Annotated in this window: 6 protein-coding genes; all 6 read right to left on the bottom strand. The window is 74.1% G+C overall.

The window, feature by feature from the left end; all coding sequences use genetic code 11:
- Positions 1-26: 26 nt before the first annotated feature.
- A complete protein-coding gene (locus ACLQ22_RS29915) occupies positions 27-740 on the bottom strand; it encodes a 2-keto-4-pentenoate hydratase (protein ID WP_425695253.1) in 714 nt (237 codons plus the stop codon).
- Positions 741-811: 71 nt separating this feature from the next.
- The gene (locus ACLQ22_RS29910; protein ID WP_425695252.1) at positions 812-1798 is read right to left on the bottom strand and encodes a class I SAM-dependent methyltransferase; all 987 of its coding nucleotides are present in this window, start codon (positions 1796-1798) and stop codon (positions 812-814) included.
- 40 nt (positions 1799-1838) lie between these two features.
- Positions 1839-2870 carry a 4-hydroxy-2-oxovalerate aldolase gene (dmpG, locus tag ACLQ22_RS29905; RefSeq protein ID WP_425695251.1) on the bottom strand — a complete coding sequence of 344 codons (1032 nt, stop codon included), beginning with the start codon at positions 2868-2870 and terminating at the stop codon, positions 1839-1841.
- Positions 2867-3757 (bottom strand): acetaldehyde dehydrogenase (acetylating), encoded by an 891-nt coding sequence (locus tag ACLQ22_RS29900; protein WP_425695250.1) that lies wholly within the window; start codon positions 3755-3757, stop codon positions 2867-2869. Before ACLQ22_RS29900 ends, dmpG begins: the two co-directional genes overlap by 4 nt.
- Before the next feature lie 59 nt (positions 3758-3816).
- Positions 3817-10938: an amino acid adenylation domain-containing protein gene (locus ACLQ22_RS29895; RefSeq protein ID WP_425695249.1), complete on the bottom strand. Its 7122-nt coding sequence runs from the start codon at positions 10936-10938 to the stop codon at positions 3817-3819.
- The gene (locus tag ACLQ22_RS29890) at positions 10935-17411 is read right to left on the bottom strand and encodes an amino acid adenylation domain-containing protein (protein WP_425695282.1); all 6477 of its coding nucleotides are present in this window, start codon (positions 17409-17411) and stop codon (positions 10935-10937) included. The genes ACLQ22_RS29895 and ACLQ22_RS29890 overlap by 4 nt, the downstream gene beginning before the upstream one ends.
- Between the last annotated feature and the right edge of the window lie 90 nt (positions 17412-17501).

Genomic DNA, 17501 nt, shown 5'->3' with positions numbered 1-17501 from the left:
GGGGCCATCCGGGACCCCGGATCACGTCAGCCGCGGGTGGTCAGCGCGACCTGGCCCAGGGCGCCGAAGGAGGCCCGCACGGTGTCACCCGGTACGAGGTCCACGGCCGCCGCCCAGGAACCGGAGAGCACGAGCTGCCCGGCCCGGATCCCGGTGCCGAACCCGGACAGGATGCGGACCAGACACGCCACGGACTCGGCCGGGTGACCCATCACGGCGCAGCCCCGCCCCGCCTGCACGCCGTGGCGGCTACGCAGTTGCATGCGCGCGTCGGCCAGGTCCGTCGTGTCGGGCGGCACGCCGGCGCCGAGGACGGCCAACGCCGACGAGGCGTTGTCGGCGACGGTGTCCACGAGGCCGATCCGCCAGTCCTGGATCCGGCTGTCGAGCACCTCCAGCGCCGGCAGGACCTCCGCGGTGGCGGCCAGCACGTCCTGCGCGGTCACGGTCGGGCCGGTGAGGTCCGCCGCGAACCGGAACGCGATCTCGCCCTCGACCTTCGGCGCGATGAACCGGCCCAGGTCGAGGTCGGCGCCGTCGTCGAGCACCATCCGGTCCGTCAGGTAGCCGAAGTCGGGATGGTCGATGCCGAACATCGACTGGATCGCCTCGCTCGTCGCACCGATCTTGAGCCCGGCCAGGACCGCGCCGTCCGCCAGCTCCATCTCGCGCAGCTCGCTCTGGACGGCGTAGGCGTCCGCCAGGTCGAGCTGCGGATGCCGGGTCGAGATCGGCGGCACGGCACGAAGGGTCCGCGCCGCCGTCCGGAGCTCCCCCGCGAGTTCGCGGTGCAGCGACGGCTTGGCGGCCACTACCTGGCCGCCACGAAGAGCCGGCCACCGGGCACGCCGAGCGGTACGCACCCGGTCTCGGAGAAGCCGGCGGCCCGGAACGTGTCCAGCCACTGCCGCTCGGTCGGGAGGGTCACCCGCATGAAGCTGGCGTGCAGGTAGGTGAAGAGCGCGCTGAACCTCCGCTCCCCGGGATCAGGCGCATAGGAGACCGCGTCGGCGACCGCCATGAACCCGCCCGGAGCCAGCGCGTCGCGGCAGGCGCCCAGCACGGCCTTGGCCACCGACTCGTCCGCCACGATGTCGTGCATGACGAAGCACGCCAGCACGGCGTCCGCGCCCTCGATCGGCCCGGGATCGTCCGCGAGGGACTGGACCGTACGCTCGACGACCTTGAGCCGGTCGTCCACCCCCGCGGCGGCGGCGGCCTCCCGCGCCGCGGCACACGCGGCGCCGCTGCTGTCGAGCGCCACGCCCGTACGCCCCGGATCCTGTCCCAGAAGCTCGATGAGCAGTCCGCCGGCGCCGGCGCCGAGGTCGGCCACGTGCGAGGCACCGGCCGAGGCGACCCGGTCGATGATCGGCGGATAGAACGCCCGCTCGCCGATCCACCGCGAGCTGACCGCCACTCGGCGTCCGTCGCGCCGGTGGACCCGGGCGGCGGCGTCGCGGTCGGTGAGGAACTCCCGCGCGTTGGCGAGGAACGGTCCGTTGGCGCTCATGGCCCAGGACACGTAGCCGGCCGCGTACCGCCGGTCCGGGTAGTCCTCGGCCGCCTGGAAGCGGTTTGGCACGTCCGTGCCGACCACCAGCCCGGCGGCGACCAGCGCGGCAAGGTAGTCGTCCACGCCGGCCTGCGGAAGCTCGGCGGTCCTGGCCAGATCGGCGGCGCTGAACGTGCCGCCCGAGTCCAGCAGTCGGTCCACTCCGATCTCCGCGCCGATCTGCAGCAGCGCGGCGACCGCGGCCAGGTCGGCCGCCTCGTCGAGCGTGGAAAGGCGTTGCATTGCTCCTCCTATGTCCTGTGATGCGAACCCTGACGACCGCTCACACCTGGCTCGACGCCTCCTGCTCGGCGGCCAGCGACATGGCGACCTCGATGATGGTGTCCTCCTGGCCGGCCACCACCCGGCGGTTGCCCAGCTCCAGCAGGATCCGGCGGGGGTCGACGCCGAAGCGGGCGCTCGCGCGCCGCACCGGCGCCGCGAACCCGGAGAACACCCCGGCGATCCCGCTGGCGATGGTGACGCTGTCGTTGGTGGGCACGTGCTTGACGAACCGCTCCTGTGCCACGTCGGCTGCGTCCAGCGCGCCGAAGAGCTGGATGTCGGTCTCGACCTGCCCGACGTGCAGGTTGGCCGCGACGAGCTCGATCGGTGCGTTGCCCGCACCCGCGCCGAAGCCGCGCGCCGTGACGTCGACGATGGTCGCCCCGGCCTCGATCGCCGTCATGCTGTTGACGACCGACATGCCGAGGTTGTTGTGCGCGTGGAAGCCGACCGCGATGTCGAGGTTCTCGACGAGCTCGCCGACCTTCTCGCGGACCTTCTCGGGCGTGTACGCGCCGGCGGAGTCCATCAGGATGACCGCCTCGGCGCCGTAGCCCTGCATGAGCCGGGCCTGTTCCACCAGCTTCGCCGCCGAGGCCATGTGGCTCATCAGCAACATTCCCTTGACGGCGACGCCCATCGCCCGCAGCATCGTGACCTGCTGCCGGGTGACGTCCGCCTCGGTGCAGTGCGCGCCGACCCGGACCTCGTCCACGCCGCAGTCCAGCGCCGGCTTGAGGTCTCGCTCGACGCTGGCGAACCCGGGGATGGACAGCACGCCGAGGCGGGCCGTACGCAGCTCGGCCTTGGCGGCCCGCAGCATCTCGGCGTCGCTAAGCGCGGCCATGCCGACCTGGATGGACGATGCGCCGAGCCCGTTGCCGTGGCCGACCTCGACGACGTCCACGCCGGCCGCCTCGGCCGCCCGCGCGTACGCGCTGATGTCCGCGCGGCCGAGTTGGTGGCCGACCGCGTGGTTGCCGTCGCGCAGGGTCGTGTCGCAGATGCTGAGTTTCGGTGCGCCGCTCATGACCGACCCCGTTCCGCCCGGGCCTCCGCGACCGCGAGCGCGGCGCAGGTGATGATGTCGAGATTGCCGGCGTAGCGCGGGAACCAGTCGCCCCGGCCCTCGACCTCCACGACGATGGTGGTGCGGTCACCGACCGCCACCGGCGGGACGACGACGCGGTAGCCGGGCACGTACGACCTGATCAGCTTCTCCATCATGGCGACGGAGGCGCGCAGGGCGTCCAGGTCCAGCCGTTCGGCGTTCGTCACCGCGATGGAGTTGCGCATGACGATGCCGGGGTCGGCGGGGTTGATGATCAGCACGGTCTTGGTGCGCCGCACGCCGCAGAACTCGATGGTGGCCTGCTCGGTGGTGTGCACGTACTCGTCGAGGTTGGCCCGGGACGCGGGGCCGACGGTGGCCGAGGCGCTGGCCGAGACGATCTCCAGGTAGTCGATGCCCTCCGCGGCCTCCGCCATGCAGTGGGCCATCGGGACCGCCGCCTGTCCCCCGCAGGTGACCATGCTGAGGTACTGCTCGTCCAGGCAGTCGTCCAGGTTGAGCGCCGGCACGCAGAACTTGCCGAGGTGCGCCGGCGTGAGGTCGACGAACGGCAGCCCGGTGGGCGCGACGACGGACCAGTGGCGGGTGGCGTCGTCGGCCGAGGTCGCGTCGAAGACCAGGTCGACGTGCTCGGCGCGGGCGGCGACGGCGTCGATGCCGGCCACGCTGGTGGGCACCCCGTGGCGCTCGGCCAGCTCGATCCCGGGTGATCCGGCGCGGCGTCCGGCGAACAGGACGCACTCCAGCAGGGGGGACGCCCCGACCTTCAACAGCAGGTCGGTTCCGATGTTGCCCGTGCCCACGATGGCTACCCGTAGGGGTGGCGGGCTCGTGTGGGTACTCATCCGGTTCTTCCTCTCGTCCGGCCGCGCCCGTCGGGCGCGGCCGGCATCCGTGACAACGGTCAGCCCTCACCCAGCACGTCGGCGATGACGCGGGCGAGCCTGGTGACGTGCGGCGGCTTGATGACGCTGAAGTGGTCGCCCGGCACCCGGTGCACGCGCACGCCGCCGGTGCAGAGCTCCTCCCAGCGCGCCAGGTAGTCCGGGTAGCTCTGGCCGGAGGTGACCTCGTGCCGGCCGTCGGCGAGCTCGTCGCTGACGATCAGTTCCAGCCGCCCCGGCCAGGGACGGTGCCGGTACTCGACGTCGACCTCCATGACCTCGCGCCAGATCCGGACCTGCCGGGGCCACGACTCCCCCACGCCGCGCTCGGGCAGCGTGACGCCGGTCTCCTCGTCGACGTCGTCGACGAGGTGCTCGAGCAGGTCGAGGATCTCCCGGCGGCGTTCCGGCGTGTCGGCCTCGTCGCCGCCGGTGCCCACCTCCTCCAGCAGCAGTTCGAGGCGGCGGATGAGGGCGAGCTCGCTCCAGGCGTCGGTGCGGGTGTGGATGTCCAGGCCCGGATCGAGCAGGATCAGCGTCACCTCGTGCCCGTCCTCGACCAGCCGGTGGGCCATCTCGCTGGCGATGCCGCTACCGCCGCACCAGCTGAACAGCCGGTACGGGCCGTGCGGTTGGGCCCGGCGGAGTTCGTCGCCGTAGCGGCGCGCAATCTCCGCCGTGGTGGGCGTGCCCTCCGGGTGCGGGCCCGGCCATTCGAACGCCGCCACCGGCTGGCCGGGGGGCAGGTGCGGGGCCAGGCGCAGGTACCAGTGGGCGCTGCCGCCACCGGGGTGCACGCAGAACAGCGGGGGCCGGCCGTCGCCGTCGCGCCGCAGCCACATCATCGCGCCGGCCGTCGCCGCCGGGTCCTGAAGTGTCGCGGCCAGCCCGGCGACGGTGCGGTGTTCGACGAACGAGCCGAAGGTCAGCTCGTAGCCGTGCCGGCTGCGCAGCGTCGCGGTCAGCCGCATCATCGCCAGCGAGTGGCCGCCGAGCGCGAAGAAGTCGTCGTGCACACCGATCCGCTCGATGCCGAGCGCCTCGCTCCAGGCGGTGGCGATGTGCTGCTCGACGTCCGAGCGCGGCGCGACGTACTCGACGTCGGTCACCGGCCGCGAGCCGTCCGGCGCCGGGAGGGCGCTCCGGTCGACCTTGCCGTTGCGGGTGTACGAGAAGTCGTCCACGGACAGGTAGTGGTGCGGGACGAGGTGCTGCGGCAACCGCTCACGCAGATGAGCGCGCAGCGCGGCCGCGGACGCCGCGGTGCCGTTCGCGGGGCGGGTGTACGCGACGAGCGAGGCGTCCGGGGTCCCGGCCCGGTGCACGGCGACCACGGCGGCGGCGACCGCCGGGTGGGTGGCGAGGGCGTGCTCGATCTCGCCCAGCTCGATCCGGAACCCGCGGACCTTGACCTGGTGGTCCCGGCGCCCATGAAAGTGCAGGGTGCCGTCGGGGTCGCGGGAGACCACGTCGCCGGTGCGGTACATGCGCTCGCCCGGCCGGGACGCGTACGGGTCCGGCACGAAGCGCTCGGCGGTGAGTGCCGGCCGGTTGAGGTATCCGCGCACCACGCCCGCCCCGCCGAGCACCAGTTCCCCGCGTACGCCGGGGGGCAGCAGGCGCAGTTCGTCGTCGACGACGTAGGCGCGCACGTTGTCCAGCGGGAGCCCGATCGGCGGCGGAGCCGTGTCCGTGGCCCGCAGCTCGGCGATGGTGGCGACGACGGTGGTCTCGGTGGGCCCGTACGCGTGCAGGACGCGGACCCGGTCGGCCCACCGCGCCGCCTGGTCGGCCGTGCACGCCTCGCCGCCGGTGACCAGCACCCGCAGGCGCGGGAAGGCGGCCGGGTCGAGGCGGTCCAGCAGCGGCGGCGGCAGGGTCATGTGGGTCAGCTCGGCCGCGTGGCGACGGAGGTCACCGGGGTCGGCGTCCGGCGGGGGCAGCACCAGCGTCGCGCCGTTGGCGAGGGCCAGCAGGATCTCCCAGACCGACGCGTCGAAGCTGGGCGAGGCGAACTGGAGCACCTCGTCCCCGGTGTGGGCGGCCAGGATCCGCCGCTGGGCGTGGCAGAAGTTGAGCACGCTGCGGTGGGTGACCGCGACGCCCTTGGGCCGTCCGGTGGAGCCCGACGTGTAGATGACGTAGGCGAGGTTGTCCCCGCTGAGCCGTACCGCCGGCGGGTAGGCCGCCCGGGGTCGGCCGTTCGCGAGGTCGGCGACCAGCACCGTCGCGGTCGTGCGCGGCAGCCCCGGGGCCAGGTCGCCGTCGGTCAGCACCACCACGGGCGCCGCGTCGCGGATCATGTCGCCGACCCGCTCGGCGGGATAGGCCGGATCGAGCGGCAGGTACGCACCGCCGGCCTTGAGGACGGCCAGCATCGCGACGATGAGGTCGGTCCCGCGGGGCAGGTGGATGCCGACGACCGTGTCGGCCCGGACGCCCAGCTCTGCCAGGCGCGCGGCGAGGCGGTCGGACCGGTCGTCCAACTGCCCGTAGGTGAGCATGGCGTCGCCGTGCCGCACCGCCACCGCGACGGGCGCGGCGGCCGCGCGCTGGGCGACGAGGTCGTGGACGAACGGTTCCGCCGGGAACCGCTCGACGGGCTGGTGCGCCTCGACCGCCCAGGCCCGGTCGGCGGCGCTCAGCCCGACGTCCGTGTCGCCGTCCGGGTCGGCCGCCATCGCCTCCAGCACGTGTCGGTAGGTCCGGGCCAGCAGTTCGAGGTACGGCCGGTCGATGTCGGCGGGCCGGGCGCCCAGCCGCAGGACTCCCGGGAAGGTCCACACGTCCAGCCCGACGCTGCTCGGGCTGAAGTCGTCGACCATCTCGACCGACTCGGCGGGGCCGTCGAGCACGTGGAAGTCCAGGTACGAGAAGCCGACCCGCAGCAGCGGCGTGCCGTTGCCCCACTGGCGTTGCATGGCCGGCAGCGGGTAGCGGCGGTGCGGCCAGAGGCGCGCCTCGCCGGCGAAGACGGCCTGGACCAGAGTCCGCCAGGTACGGGCGGAGGTGTCGGCGGCGAACGGCACGGTGTTGAGGTACATGCCGAACACCTCGTCGCCGCGCAGCTGCTCGGGCCGGCCGTTGCAGAGCAGGCCGCTGAAGAACCGCTGCCGGCCGGTGACGATGCTCATCACCTTGAGGTGCGCGGCGTGCAGCACGCTCTTCAGGGAGGTGCCGGCGGCGGCGGAGAGCCGGCGCAGTGCGGGACGCAGGTCGGCCCACGGCACCTCGATGACGGTCGCCGGGGCGTCCGGCCCGGTGCCCCACTCCGGCGGGAGTTCGAGCCGGTCCGACCCGGTGACAGTCGCCGCCCAGAAGCCGCGGTCCGTCGCCGAGGCGAGGGACTCGCGCTCGCGGGCGACGAGGTCGGCGAAGCGCACCGCCGGCGGGGGCGGCAGGTCGGGCCGCTCGCCGCGGCGCAGCGTCCGGTACAACGAGATCAGCATCGCCACCGTGGAGGTGTGGCTCCAGCCGTCGAGGATGGCGTGGCTCTCCGAGTGGGTCAGCCGCCATTCGGAGTCGCCGAGCTGGTGCACGTGGTAGCGCAGCAGCGGCGCCGTGGTGATGTCGAACGGCCGGACGCGCTCGGCCCGCAGGTGCGCGCGTACCGCCTCCTCCTGCTCGTCGGGCCGCAGCCCGCGCAGGTCGTCGTAGCCGATCGGCAGGTCCACCGACGCGTGGACGAGTTGCATCAGCTCGGAGTAGCCGGACAGGTCGAACGACGTACGCAGGATCTCGTGCCGGTCCGTGAGCAGCCGGCCGGCCTCCCGCAGCGCGTCCAGCGAGAAGGGCAGTTGGTCGGTGATCCCGTAGCAGGAGACGTTGCGGTAGACCGGCCGGTCCCCGCCGGAGAGCATCTCGAACAGCATGCCCGCCTGGTTCTGGGTGATCGGATAGGCGTCGACGAGCCCGTCCGGCAGCCGGCTGCGGTCCGCGTCGCCCACCAGCGCGAACCGGCCGACGGTCGACTGCGCCTCCTCGGCCGGCCCGGTCCGCCCGACCACACCCGCCAGCTCGGCCACGCTCTGGTGCGTGAACAGGTCCTGGACCGACACCGCGAGGCCGGCCGCGCGCAGCAGCCCCACCATCCGGATCGCCCGCATCGAGTCGCCGCCGAGCAGGAAGAAGCTGTCCGTCACACCGACCGTGTCGATGCCGAGCGCCACGCCGAACGCGTCGGCTATCCGCTTCTCGGTCTCGTCGCGCGGGGCGACGTGGCCGTCGCCCGCCGCGCCCGGCACCGGGTCGGGTGCCGGCAGGGCGCGGCGGTCCACCTTGCCGCTGGCGGTCAGCGGCAGGGCGGGCAGGATCGTCCAGCGCGCCGGGACCATCGCGTCCGGCAGCCGATCCAGCAGGTACGCGCGCACCCGGTCGACGGTCTCCGGCCCGACGAGGTGGCCGACGAGCTGCCCGTCGTGGACGGCCACCGCCGCCGCGGTGACGCCGGGAGCCTCGTGCAGCACGGCCTCGACCTCGCCGAGCTCGATGCGCTGACCCCGGATCTTCACCTGGTCGTCGATCCGGCCGAGGTACTCGATGCTGCCGCAGGGACGGTAGCGGGCCAGGTCACCGGTGCGGTACAGGCGCCGCCCCGGCGCGGTGGCGAACGGGTCGGGGACGAACCGTTCGGCGGTCAGCGCGGCCCGGCCGAGGTAGCCCCGGGCGAGCTGCACGCCACCGATCAGCAGCTCGCCGGGGACGCCGACCGGGGTGGGCCGCAGGGCCGCGTCGACGATGTGGGCCGTGGTGTTGGCGATCGGGCGGCCGATGGTGACCGGCTCGCCGGGCTCGCACCGCGCCGCGGTGACGTCGACCGCGGTCTCCGTCGGGCCGTACAGGTTGTGCAGCTCGCAGCCGATCCGCTCGTGCACCCTGGCGGCCAGCTCGGCCGGCAGCGCCTCGCCGCTGCAGATCAGCCGCCGCAGGGACGGCAGCGCCCCGACGGGCTCGGCCAGGAAGGCCCGCAGCATCGACGGTACGAAGTGGAGGGTGGTGATCCCCTCCGTCCGGATCGTCTCGGCCAGGTACGCCGGGTCGCGGTGCCCGCCGGGGCGGGCGAGGACCAGCGTCGCGCCGGTGACCAGCGGCCAGAAGAGCTCCCACACCGACACGTCGAACCCGACCGGCGTCTTCTGCAACACCCGGTCCGAGGAGTCGAGGCGGTAGGCGTCCTGCATCCACAGCAGGCGGTTGACGATCGCGCCGTGCTCGATCAGGGCGCCCTTGGGCCGGCCGGTCGACCCGGACGTGTAGATGAGATAGGCGGCGTGCCCGGGCGTGATCCGCTCCGACGGCGACGGATCGCCGGCGGGGGACGCCCGGTCCTCGGCGGCCAGGAAGTCCTCGGTGATCACCAGGCGGGCGCCGGAGTCGCGCACCATGAAGGCGCGGCGCTGCGCCGGGAGGTCCGGGTCCACCGGCAGGTAGGCGGCGCCGGCCTTCAGGACCGCCACCAGCGCCCGCATCAGGTCCAGGCCGCGGGGCAGGCAGACGGCCACGACGGACTCCGGTCCGACCCCGGCGTCGCACAGGCGCCGCGCGAGGACGCCGGCCTCGGCGTGCAACCGGCGGTACGACAGCTCCTCGCCGTCGAAGCGCAGCGCGACCGCGTCGGGCGTACGGGCCGCCTGCGCGTCCAGCAGCTCCGTCAGGGTGTGGTGGGGGTACTCGACGGCGGTGTCGTTCCAGGCCGCGAGTTGGGCCGTCTCGGTGTCGGTGAGCATGGGCAGCCGGGTGACCGGGGCGTCCGGGTCGGCGACGACGGCGCTCAGTAACTGCCGGTAGTGCCCGGCCAGCCGCCGCACGGTCGCGGTGTCGAACAACGCCGTCGGGAAGTCCACCCCACCGGAGAGGGAGCCGTCCGCCTCCTCGACCAGCCCGAGCGTCAGGTCGAACTTCGCCGTCGTGGGGCCGGCGGACAGCTCCTCCCCCACCAGGCCGCCCGCGTCGAAGCGGGCCGACCCGCCCTCCTCGAAGAGGAACATGGTCTGGAACAGCGGGTTGCGGGACAGGTCCCGCTCCGGCGACAGCGCGTCCACGATCCGCTCGAACGGCACGTCCTGGTGCGACTGCGCGTCCAGCACCGCCTCCCGCACCCGGGCCAGTACCTCGACGAAGCTCGGCTCGCCGGACAGGTCGGTCCGCAGCACCAGCGTGTTGAGGAAGAGTCCGACCAGGCCGTGCACCTCCAGGCGGTCCCGGCCGGCGGCCGGGGTGCCCACCGCGACGTCGGTCTGCCCGGTGTAGCGGGCCAGCAGGAGCTGGAACGCGGCCAGCAGCACCATGAACGGGGTGGCGTTCGACGCCCGGCCCAGCTCCCGCAGCCGGCCGGCGACGGCGGCCGGCACCGTGAAGGTGACCAGCCCGCCGGCCGGGTTCCACACCGGCGGCCGGGGCCGGTCGGTCGGCAGCTCCAACGGCCTCAGCCCGGCCAGCCGGTCCCGCCAGTGCTCGACCTGCCGGTCCAGCCGGTCCCCGACGAACCGGGCCCGCTGCCAGACCGCGAAGTCCGCGTACTGGATGGGCAGCGGGGCCAGCGGGGAGGGCCGGCCGGCGACGTACGCGTCGTACAGGGCGGCCAGTTCACGGAGGATGATCCCCTCGGACCAGCCGTCGGAGGAGATGTGGTGCATGGTGAGCGCCAGGGCGTGCTCGTCCTCGGCGAGCCGGACCAGCCGGGCCCGCAACGCCGGGCCGGCGGCCAGGTCGACCGGGTCCGGCGCGCCGAGCAGCTCGGTGAGGCGCTGCCGGGCCGTCTCCCGGTCGGTGTGGCCGAAGTCGGTCACCGTCAACTCGACCGGGGCGGGCGGGTCGACGACCTGTGCCGGCTCACCGTCGACGACGACGTACCGGGTCCGCAGGATCTCGTGCCGGGCGACCAGTTCGGTCAACGCCCGGCGCAGCGCGGCGGGGTGCGGCGTGCCGCGCAGCCGCAGGCCGACGGACATCAGGTACCCGGTGCCGTTGGGCTGCAACTGGTCGAGCACCCAGAGCCGGTGCTGCCCGAAGGACAGCGGCAGCGGGCCGGTGCGGGGCACCGGGGTGATGGTGTCGGCGCGGCGGGACTGGCCGGCGCCGCGCAGGCGCCGCTGGAGCAGTTCCTGTCGCGAAGACGCGCTCGGGGTGTGGCTGACGGTCACAGGTTGCCCTCCTTCAGCAGTTCCGCCACCTCGGCGTCGGAAAGCCGTGAGATCTCGTTTTCGATGGCCGTGTGCACCGCGTCGGCGAGGTCGGCCACGGTCGTCCGCTCGAACAGCAGGCGCAGCGGCAGGTCGAGGTCGAAGCCCTGCCGCAGGTGCGCGAGCACCCGGGTGGCGAGCAGCGAGTGACCGCCGAGGTCGAAGAAGTCGTCGTGGACGCCGACCCGGTCGACCTCCAGCACGGTGGCCCAGATGTCGGCCACGGCCTCCTCCAGCGGGGTACGGGGTGCCTCGTACGCCCGGCCGGTGTCGGCGCGGACGGGTGTCGGGGCGGGCAGCGCCCGGCGGTCGACCTTCTTGCTGGTGGTCAACGGCAGTGCGTCCAGCACCATCCACTGGGCCGGCACCATGTAGTCCGGCAGCCGGTCCCGCAGGTGGGCCCGGAGTTCGGCGACCGCCGGCGGGGTGCCGTCCCGGCAGACCAGGTAGGCCACCAGGCCCTTCTCCCCCGGCTGGGTCTCGCGGGCCACCACCGCGACCGCGCGGACCGCCGGGTGCTCGGCCAGGGCCGACTCGATCTCGCCGAGTTCCATCCGGAAGCCCCGGATCTTGACCTGCTGGTCGATCCGGCCGAGGAACTCGATCGTCCCGTCCGGCCGGTACCGGACCAGGTCGCCGCTGCGGTAGAGCCGGCCGCCGGGGCCGTCGCCGAACGGGTCGGGCACGAACCGGTCGGCGGTCAGTGCGGGCCGGTCCAGGTAGCCCCGGGCGAGCCGTGCCCCGCCGAGCAGCAGTTCACCGGGCACCCCGACCGGTACGAGGTTCAGGTGCTCGTCGACCACGTAGGCGCGGGTGCCGGGGACCGGGCGGCCGATCGGCAGCGCCTCTGTCCGCTCGCCGGGCGGGTCGCCGGTGACCGGGTGCAGCAGGCAGGTGACGGTCGCCTCGGTCGGGCCGTAGTTGACCAGGAACCGGCCGGGCAGCCCGGTGGCCGCCCAGCGCCGGGCGTCGGCGACGGTGACCACGTCGCTGCCGACGTTCATCAGCTTGAGGTGCCGCGGCCGGTCGTCGCCGGCCGGCAGGGCGTCCATCACCTCCCGGTAGTAGGCGGGGGTGATCTCCATGTGGGTGATCCGGTGTTGGGCGAGCCGGTCCGGCAGCTCGGCCGGGCTCCAGAAGACCGGGTCGCTGACCACCAGGGTCGCGCCGGCGAGCAGGGTGGCCATCATGCCGTCCATCGCCACGTCGAAGGTGAGCGCGGAGAGCAGCACCACCCGGTCGCCGGGTTCGATGTCGTACGTGCGGGCGATGACCCCGCAGTGGTGGGCGTACGCGCCGTGCGGGATCATCACGCCCTTGGGCCGGCCCGTGGAGCCCGAGGTGTAGATGACGTAGGCGAGATCGTCCAGTCCGGTCGACGGGTCCGGCGCGGTGGCGTCCCGACCGGCGATCACCGCCCGGTCGGCGTCCACGGCGACCACGGCCACGCCGTCGGCGGCGACCCGGTCGGCGAAGCGCGCCTCGGTGACCACCACCGCGGCGCCCGCGTCGGCGAGCATGAAACGCAGCCGCTCGGTGGGGTGGTCCGGGTCGACCGGGAGGTACACCCCGCCCGCCTTGAGCACCGCGAGCAGCGTGACCACCACCTCCAGGCCGCGTTCGAGGCAGACCGCGACCGGGACCTCCGGGCGTACCCCGAGTCCGCGCAGGTGGTGGGCGAGCCGGTTGGCCCGGATGTCCAGCTCGGCGAAGGTCAGCCGGCGGCCGTCGAACTCCACCGCCACGACCTCCGGGTGCTGCCGGACCCGCCGGCCGAACAGCTCCACCACGCCGACGCCGACCGGTCCGGCGTCGCCCAGCGGCGCGGCCGGCTCGCCGGCCCCCGGTCCGACGAGGTACGCCCGCTCCGCGCCGGTGGGCAGGGTCAGGTCACGCAGGGCGGTTTCCGGCGCGGTCGCCACCTGGTCGAGCAGGTGCAGGTAGTGCCCGGCCATCCGCTCGACGGTGGGGCGGTCCCAGAGCGCGGTGGCGTACTCGAACCAGCAGCGCAGCCGGCCGTCCGGGTGCTGCTCCACGGAGAGGGTGAGGTCGAACTTGGCCACCGGGCAGGCGCTGTCGACGTGCTCGATGGTGGTCGGGCCGAGGGTCGCGGTCATCCGTTCCAGGTGTTGCAGTTCGAACATCACCTGGAACAGCGGGTTGCGGGACAGGTCCCGGTCCGGCCGCAGCGCGTCGACCAGCCGTTCGAAGGCGACGTCCTGATTGCGGAACGCGTCCGTCACGGTGCGGCGCACCTGGTCGAGCAGGACCGCGAAGGGCTGGTCGTCGACCAGTTCGGCGCGCATCACCAGGTTGTTGACGAAGAAGCCGAGCAGGTCCTCGGTCTCCTGCCGGGTCCGGCCGGCGACGGGGGTGCCGACGACCACGTCGCGCTGCCGGGCGTACCGGCCGAGCATGACCTGGAAGGCCGCCAGCAGCACCATGAACAGGGTGACGCCCTCCCGGTTTGCCAGCTCGGCCAGCGCCCGCCCGACGTCGGTCGGTACGTCGACGACGACGTTGTCGCCGGCCGGGTCCCGCAGCGCCGGGCGGGGCCGGTCGGTGGGCAGCTCCAGCGGGGTCGACCCGGCCAGCTGCCGGGACCAGTAGGCGAGCTGCGCGTCCAGTTCCGGGCTGTCCTGGCGGGCCGCCTCCCAGGCCGCGAAGTCCGCGTACTGCACCGGCAGGTCGGGAAGGACGGTGGCGGCGCCGCCCCGCGCGTACCTGCGGTAGAGGGTGTCGAGTTCGCGCAGGAGGATCTCCATCGACCAGACGTCGAACGCGATGTGGTGCAGGGTCAGCGCGACCAGGTGCTCGTCGGCGGCGACCCGGATCACCTGGGCCCGGATCGGGCGTTCGGTGGCCAGGTCGAAGGGCCGGCCGGCCGCGACCCGCAGCAGCGCCTCGGCCCCCTCGACGCCGTACGGCGCGCCGCTGAGGTCGATCAGCTCCCACCCGACCGGTCCCGGCGGGTCGACCACCTGCGCCGGCTCGCCGCCGACCGAGCGGTAGCGGGTGCGCAGGATCTCGTGCCGGTCGACGACCTCGTCCACCGCCCGCCGGAACACCGCCACGTCGAACGGGCCGGTCAGCCGCATCGAGATCGGGATCAGGTATTCGAGGCTGCCCGGTTCGAGCTGGTCCAGGAACCACATCCGGCGCTGGCCGAGGGAGAGCGGCAGGTCCCCGTCCCGCGCCACCGGTCGGATCGCCGTGTCGGCCGGCTCGTCGGCGCCGGGGCGGGCCTCGTCGACCAGGGCGGCGAGCGCGGCGACGGTGGGGGCGGTGAAGAGCTGCCCGACGGTCAGCTCCACGTCGAGTGCCCGGCGCACCCGGAGCACGCCCCGGATGGCGAGCATGGAATGGCCGCCGAGGGTGAAGAAGTTGTCGTCCCGGCCGATCCGCTCGACGCCCAGCAGCTCCGCCCAGATCCCGGCGACGACCCGTTCGGTGTCGGTGGCCGGCGGCAGGTAACTCCGGTCGGCACCGGGGCGGGGGCCGTCGGGCGCCGGCAGGGCCGCCCGGTCCAGCTTGCCGTTCGCGGTCAGCGGAAGGGTCTCCAGGCTGATCACGGTGGAGGGGACCATCGCGGCGGGCAGCCGGTCGGCGAGCGCGTCGCGAAGGCTGTCCGGATCGATCCGGGCACCGCCGGCGGGGACCACGTACGCGACCAGCTCGGCGTCGCCCGACGGCGGCCGGTGCAGGGTCACCACCGCCGCGTCGACGCTCGGGTGCCGCCGCAGGGCCGCCTCGACCTCGCCCGGCTCGATGCGTACCCCGTGCAGCTTGACCTGGTGGTCGAGGCGGCCCAGATACTCCAGGCTGCCGTCGTCGCGCCACCGGGCCAGGTCCCCGGTCCGGTACAGGCGCTCGCCCGGCGTGGCGCCGTACGGGTTGGGGGTGAACCTCTCCCCGGTCAGGGCGGGCCGCCCCAGGTAGCCTCGCGCCAGGCCGACCCCGCCGAGGCAGAGCTGACCGGCCACCCCGACCGGCACCGGCCGGTCGCCGGCGTCGAGGACCAGCACGGTGCAGCCCGGCAGCGGCCCGCCGATCGGCACGGTCCCGGCTCCCTCGTCGCCGCGGTAACGCCAGGCGGTCGCGTCGATCGCGCACTCGGTGGGGCCGTAGGTGTTCCAGATCTCCACGGCCAGCAGGGCGCGAAGCTGCTCGCAGAGCGCCACCGGCAACGGCTCCCCCGCGGAGCAGACCACCCGCAGCGCGGCACACCCGGACAGGTCGGATTCGTGCAGCAGCACCCGCAGCACGGACGGCACCAGTTGCAGCACCGTGACGTCGTGTGCCCGCACCGCCCGCAGCATCGCGCCCGGGTCGCGGTGGGCGTCCGGGGCGGCCAGCACGACCGCGCCGCCGCTGACCAGTGGCGCCAGGAACTCCCACATGGAGGCGTCGAAGCCGAGGGCGGTCTTCTGGAGCACCCGGTCGGCGGCGGTGAGCCGGTACTGCTCGACCGACCACAGCACCCGGTTGCGGATGCCGGCGTGGGTGACCACGACGCCCTTGGGCCGGCCGGTCGACCCGGAGGTGTACATCACGTAGGCGGCGGCGTCGGGGTCGGTGGCCGGCGGCGACCATGCCGCGGCGCCGTCGCCGCGACCGTTGTCGGCCCCGGTGACGTTGCCGGCGGCGGTTCCGGTGTCGTTGGCGGCGTCGACGAGCACCACCGGGGCGTCACCGGCCGGCAGCAGGCCCCGCAGGGCCGATTCGGTGACCAGCACCGACACCCCGGCGTCGGCCGCCATGAACTCCAGCCGGCCCACCGGCTGGTCGGGGGCGAGGGGCACATAGACGCCGCCGGCGAGCAGCACCCCGAGCAGCGCGGTCACCAGATCCGGTCCACGGTGCACCGCGACCCCGACCGGGGTGCCGACGCGGACCCCGACGGTGTGCAGGCGCGCGGCGAGATTCCGGGCGCGTCCGGCCAGCTCGGCGTAGCCGACCTCGGTGCCGTCGTCGGCGATCAGCGCGGTCGCGTCGGGGGTCGCCGCCGCCTGGGCGAGGAAGAGTTCCGGCAGCCCCGGGCCCGCGGCCCGGTCGGCGCCCCGGCTCCACCCGCCGAGCACCTCCCGGCGCTCCCGGGGGGCCAGCAGGTCCAGCTCGTCCAGGGGGACCCGGCCGGCGGCGACGACGGCGGTCAGCAGTTGCAGGTAGTTGGCGACCATGCGGTGCACCCGGGGGCCGTCGAACAGCGCGGTGGGGAAGACCACCTCCCCGTGGTACGAGCCGTCCGGTCGCCCCACCAGTTGCAGGGAGAGGTCGAACGCGGCCGAGGTCCACGAGGTGGGCTGCTCGGTGACGGCCAGGCCGGGCAGGGCGAAGGGTGCCCGGTCGGCGTTGTGCAGCCCGAACCCCACCTGGAACAGCGGGTTGCGGGACAGGTCCCGCTCCGGGGACAGCTCGGCGACGATCCGGTCGAACGGCACCTGCTGGTTGTCGTAGGCGTCCAGGGTGGCGCCGCGGACCTGGTCGAGCAGGTCGAGGAAGCACGCCGGAGCGGCCAGGTCGGCCCGGAGCACGACGGTGTTGACGAAGAGGCCGATCAGGTCCTCCAGCTCGACCTCGTGCCGCCCGGCCACCGACACCCCGACCGCCACGTCGGTCTGGCCGGCGTAGCGGCCGAGCAGGAGCTGGAAGGCGGCGAGGAAGACCATGAAGGGGGTGGCGCCCCGGTCCGCGCCGAGCCGGGTCAGGGCGGTCGCCAGGTCCGCCGGCACGGTGAAGGTGAGGCCGTCGCCGGCGGCCTGCCAGTGCGCGGGCCGGGGCCGGTCGGTCGGCAGGTCGAGCGGGGCGAGCCCGGACAGCCGCTCCCGCCAGTAGTCGACCTGGGCGTCGACGTGCGGCCCCGACAGCCAGTTCTCGCGCTGCCAGGCGGCGAAGTCCGCGTACTGCACGGGCAGCGGCGGCAGCGGGCCGGGCCGGCCGGTGACGGACGCCCCGTAGAGGGCGTGCAGTTCCCTGGCGAGCACGCCCCAGGACCAGCCGTCGAAGGCGATGTGGTGCACCACGAACAGCAGGACGTGGTCGTCCGCCGCGCAACGGATCAGCCGGGCCCGCAGCGGTGCGTCCTTGCGCAGGTCGAACGGGGCGTCGAGGGCCGCGTCCAGTGCCTCGTCGAGGCGGCGGTCCCGGTCGCCGGCCGGCGAGCCGGCCAGGTCGACGAGGTCGATGTCGACCGGGCCGGGCGGGTCGATCACCTGTACGGCACGTCCGTCCACCGTGTCGTACCGGGTCCGCAGGATCTCGTGCCGCGCGCTGATCCCGGTCAGCGCGGCCCGCAGCGCCGATGTGTCGAGTGGGCCGCGCACCCGTACCGCCTGGTGCAGGAGGTACTCGCTGGCACCGGAGCGCAGCTGGTCGACGAACCAGAGCTGTTCCTGCGCCGACGACACGGCGTGGCCGTCCTCGTGATCGGGCAGCACCGCCCCGCCGGTGCCGACGTACCGGCTGTCGCCGTCTGCCATCAGTCTTCGCCTCCGTGTCCGGGCCGGGCATCGCTGCGATGCCGT

It is taken from the genome of Micromonospora sp. DT178 (assembly GCF_049841695.1).
In the GTDB taxonomy this organism is placed as follows: domain Bacteria; phylum Actinomycetota; class Actinomycetes; order Mycobacteriales; family Micromonosporaceae; genus Micromonospora.
The sequence above is the reverse complement of the archived record's forward strand: the minus strand, read 5'-3'. Positions and strand labels throughout refer to the sequence as shown.

Coding starts and splice junctions, on each gene's coding strand:
- ACLQ22_RS29910 (WP_425695252.1), bottom strand. CDS start 1,798: ATGCAACGCCTTTCCACGCTCGACGAGGCGGCCGACCTGGCCGCGGTC.
- dmpG (WP_425695251.1), bottom strand. CDS start 2,870: ATGAGCGGCGCACCGAAACTCAGCATCTGCGACACGACCCTGCGCGAC.
- ACLQ22_RS29900 (WP_425695250.1), bottom strand. CDS start 3,757: ATGAGTACCCACACGAGCCCGCCACCCCTACGGGTAGCCATCGTGGGC.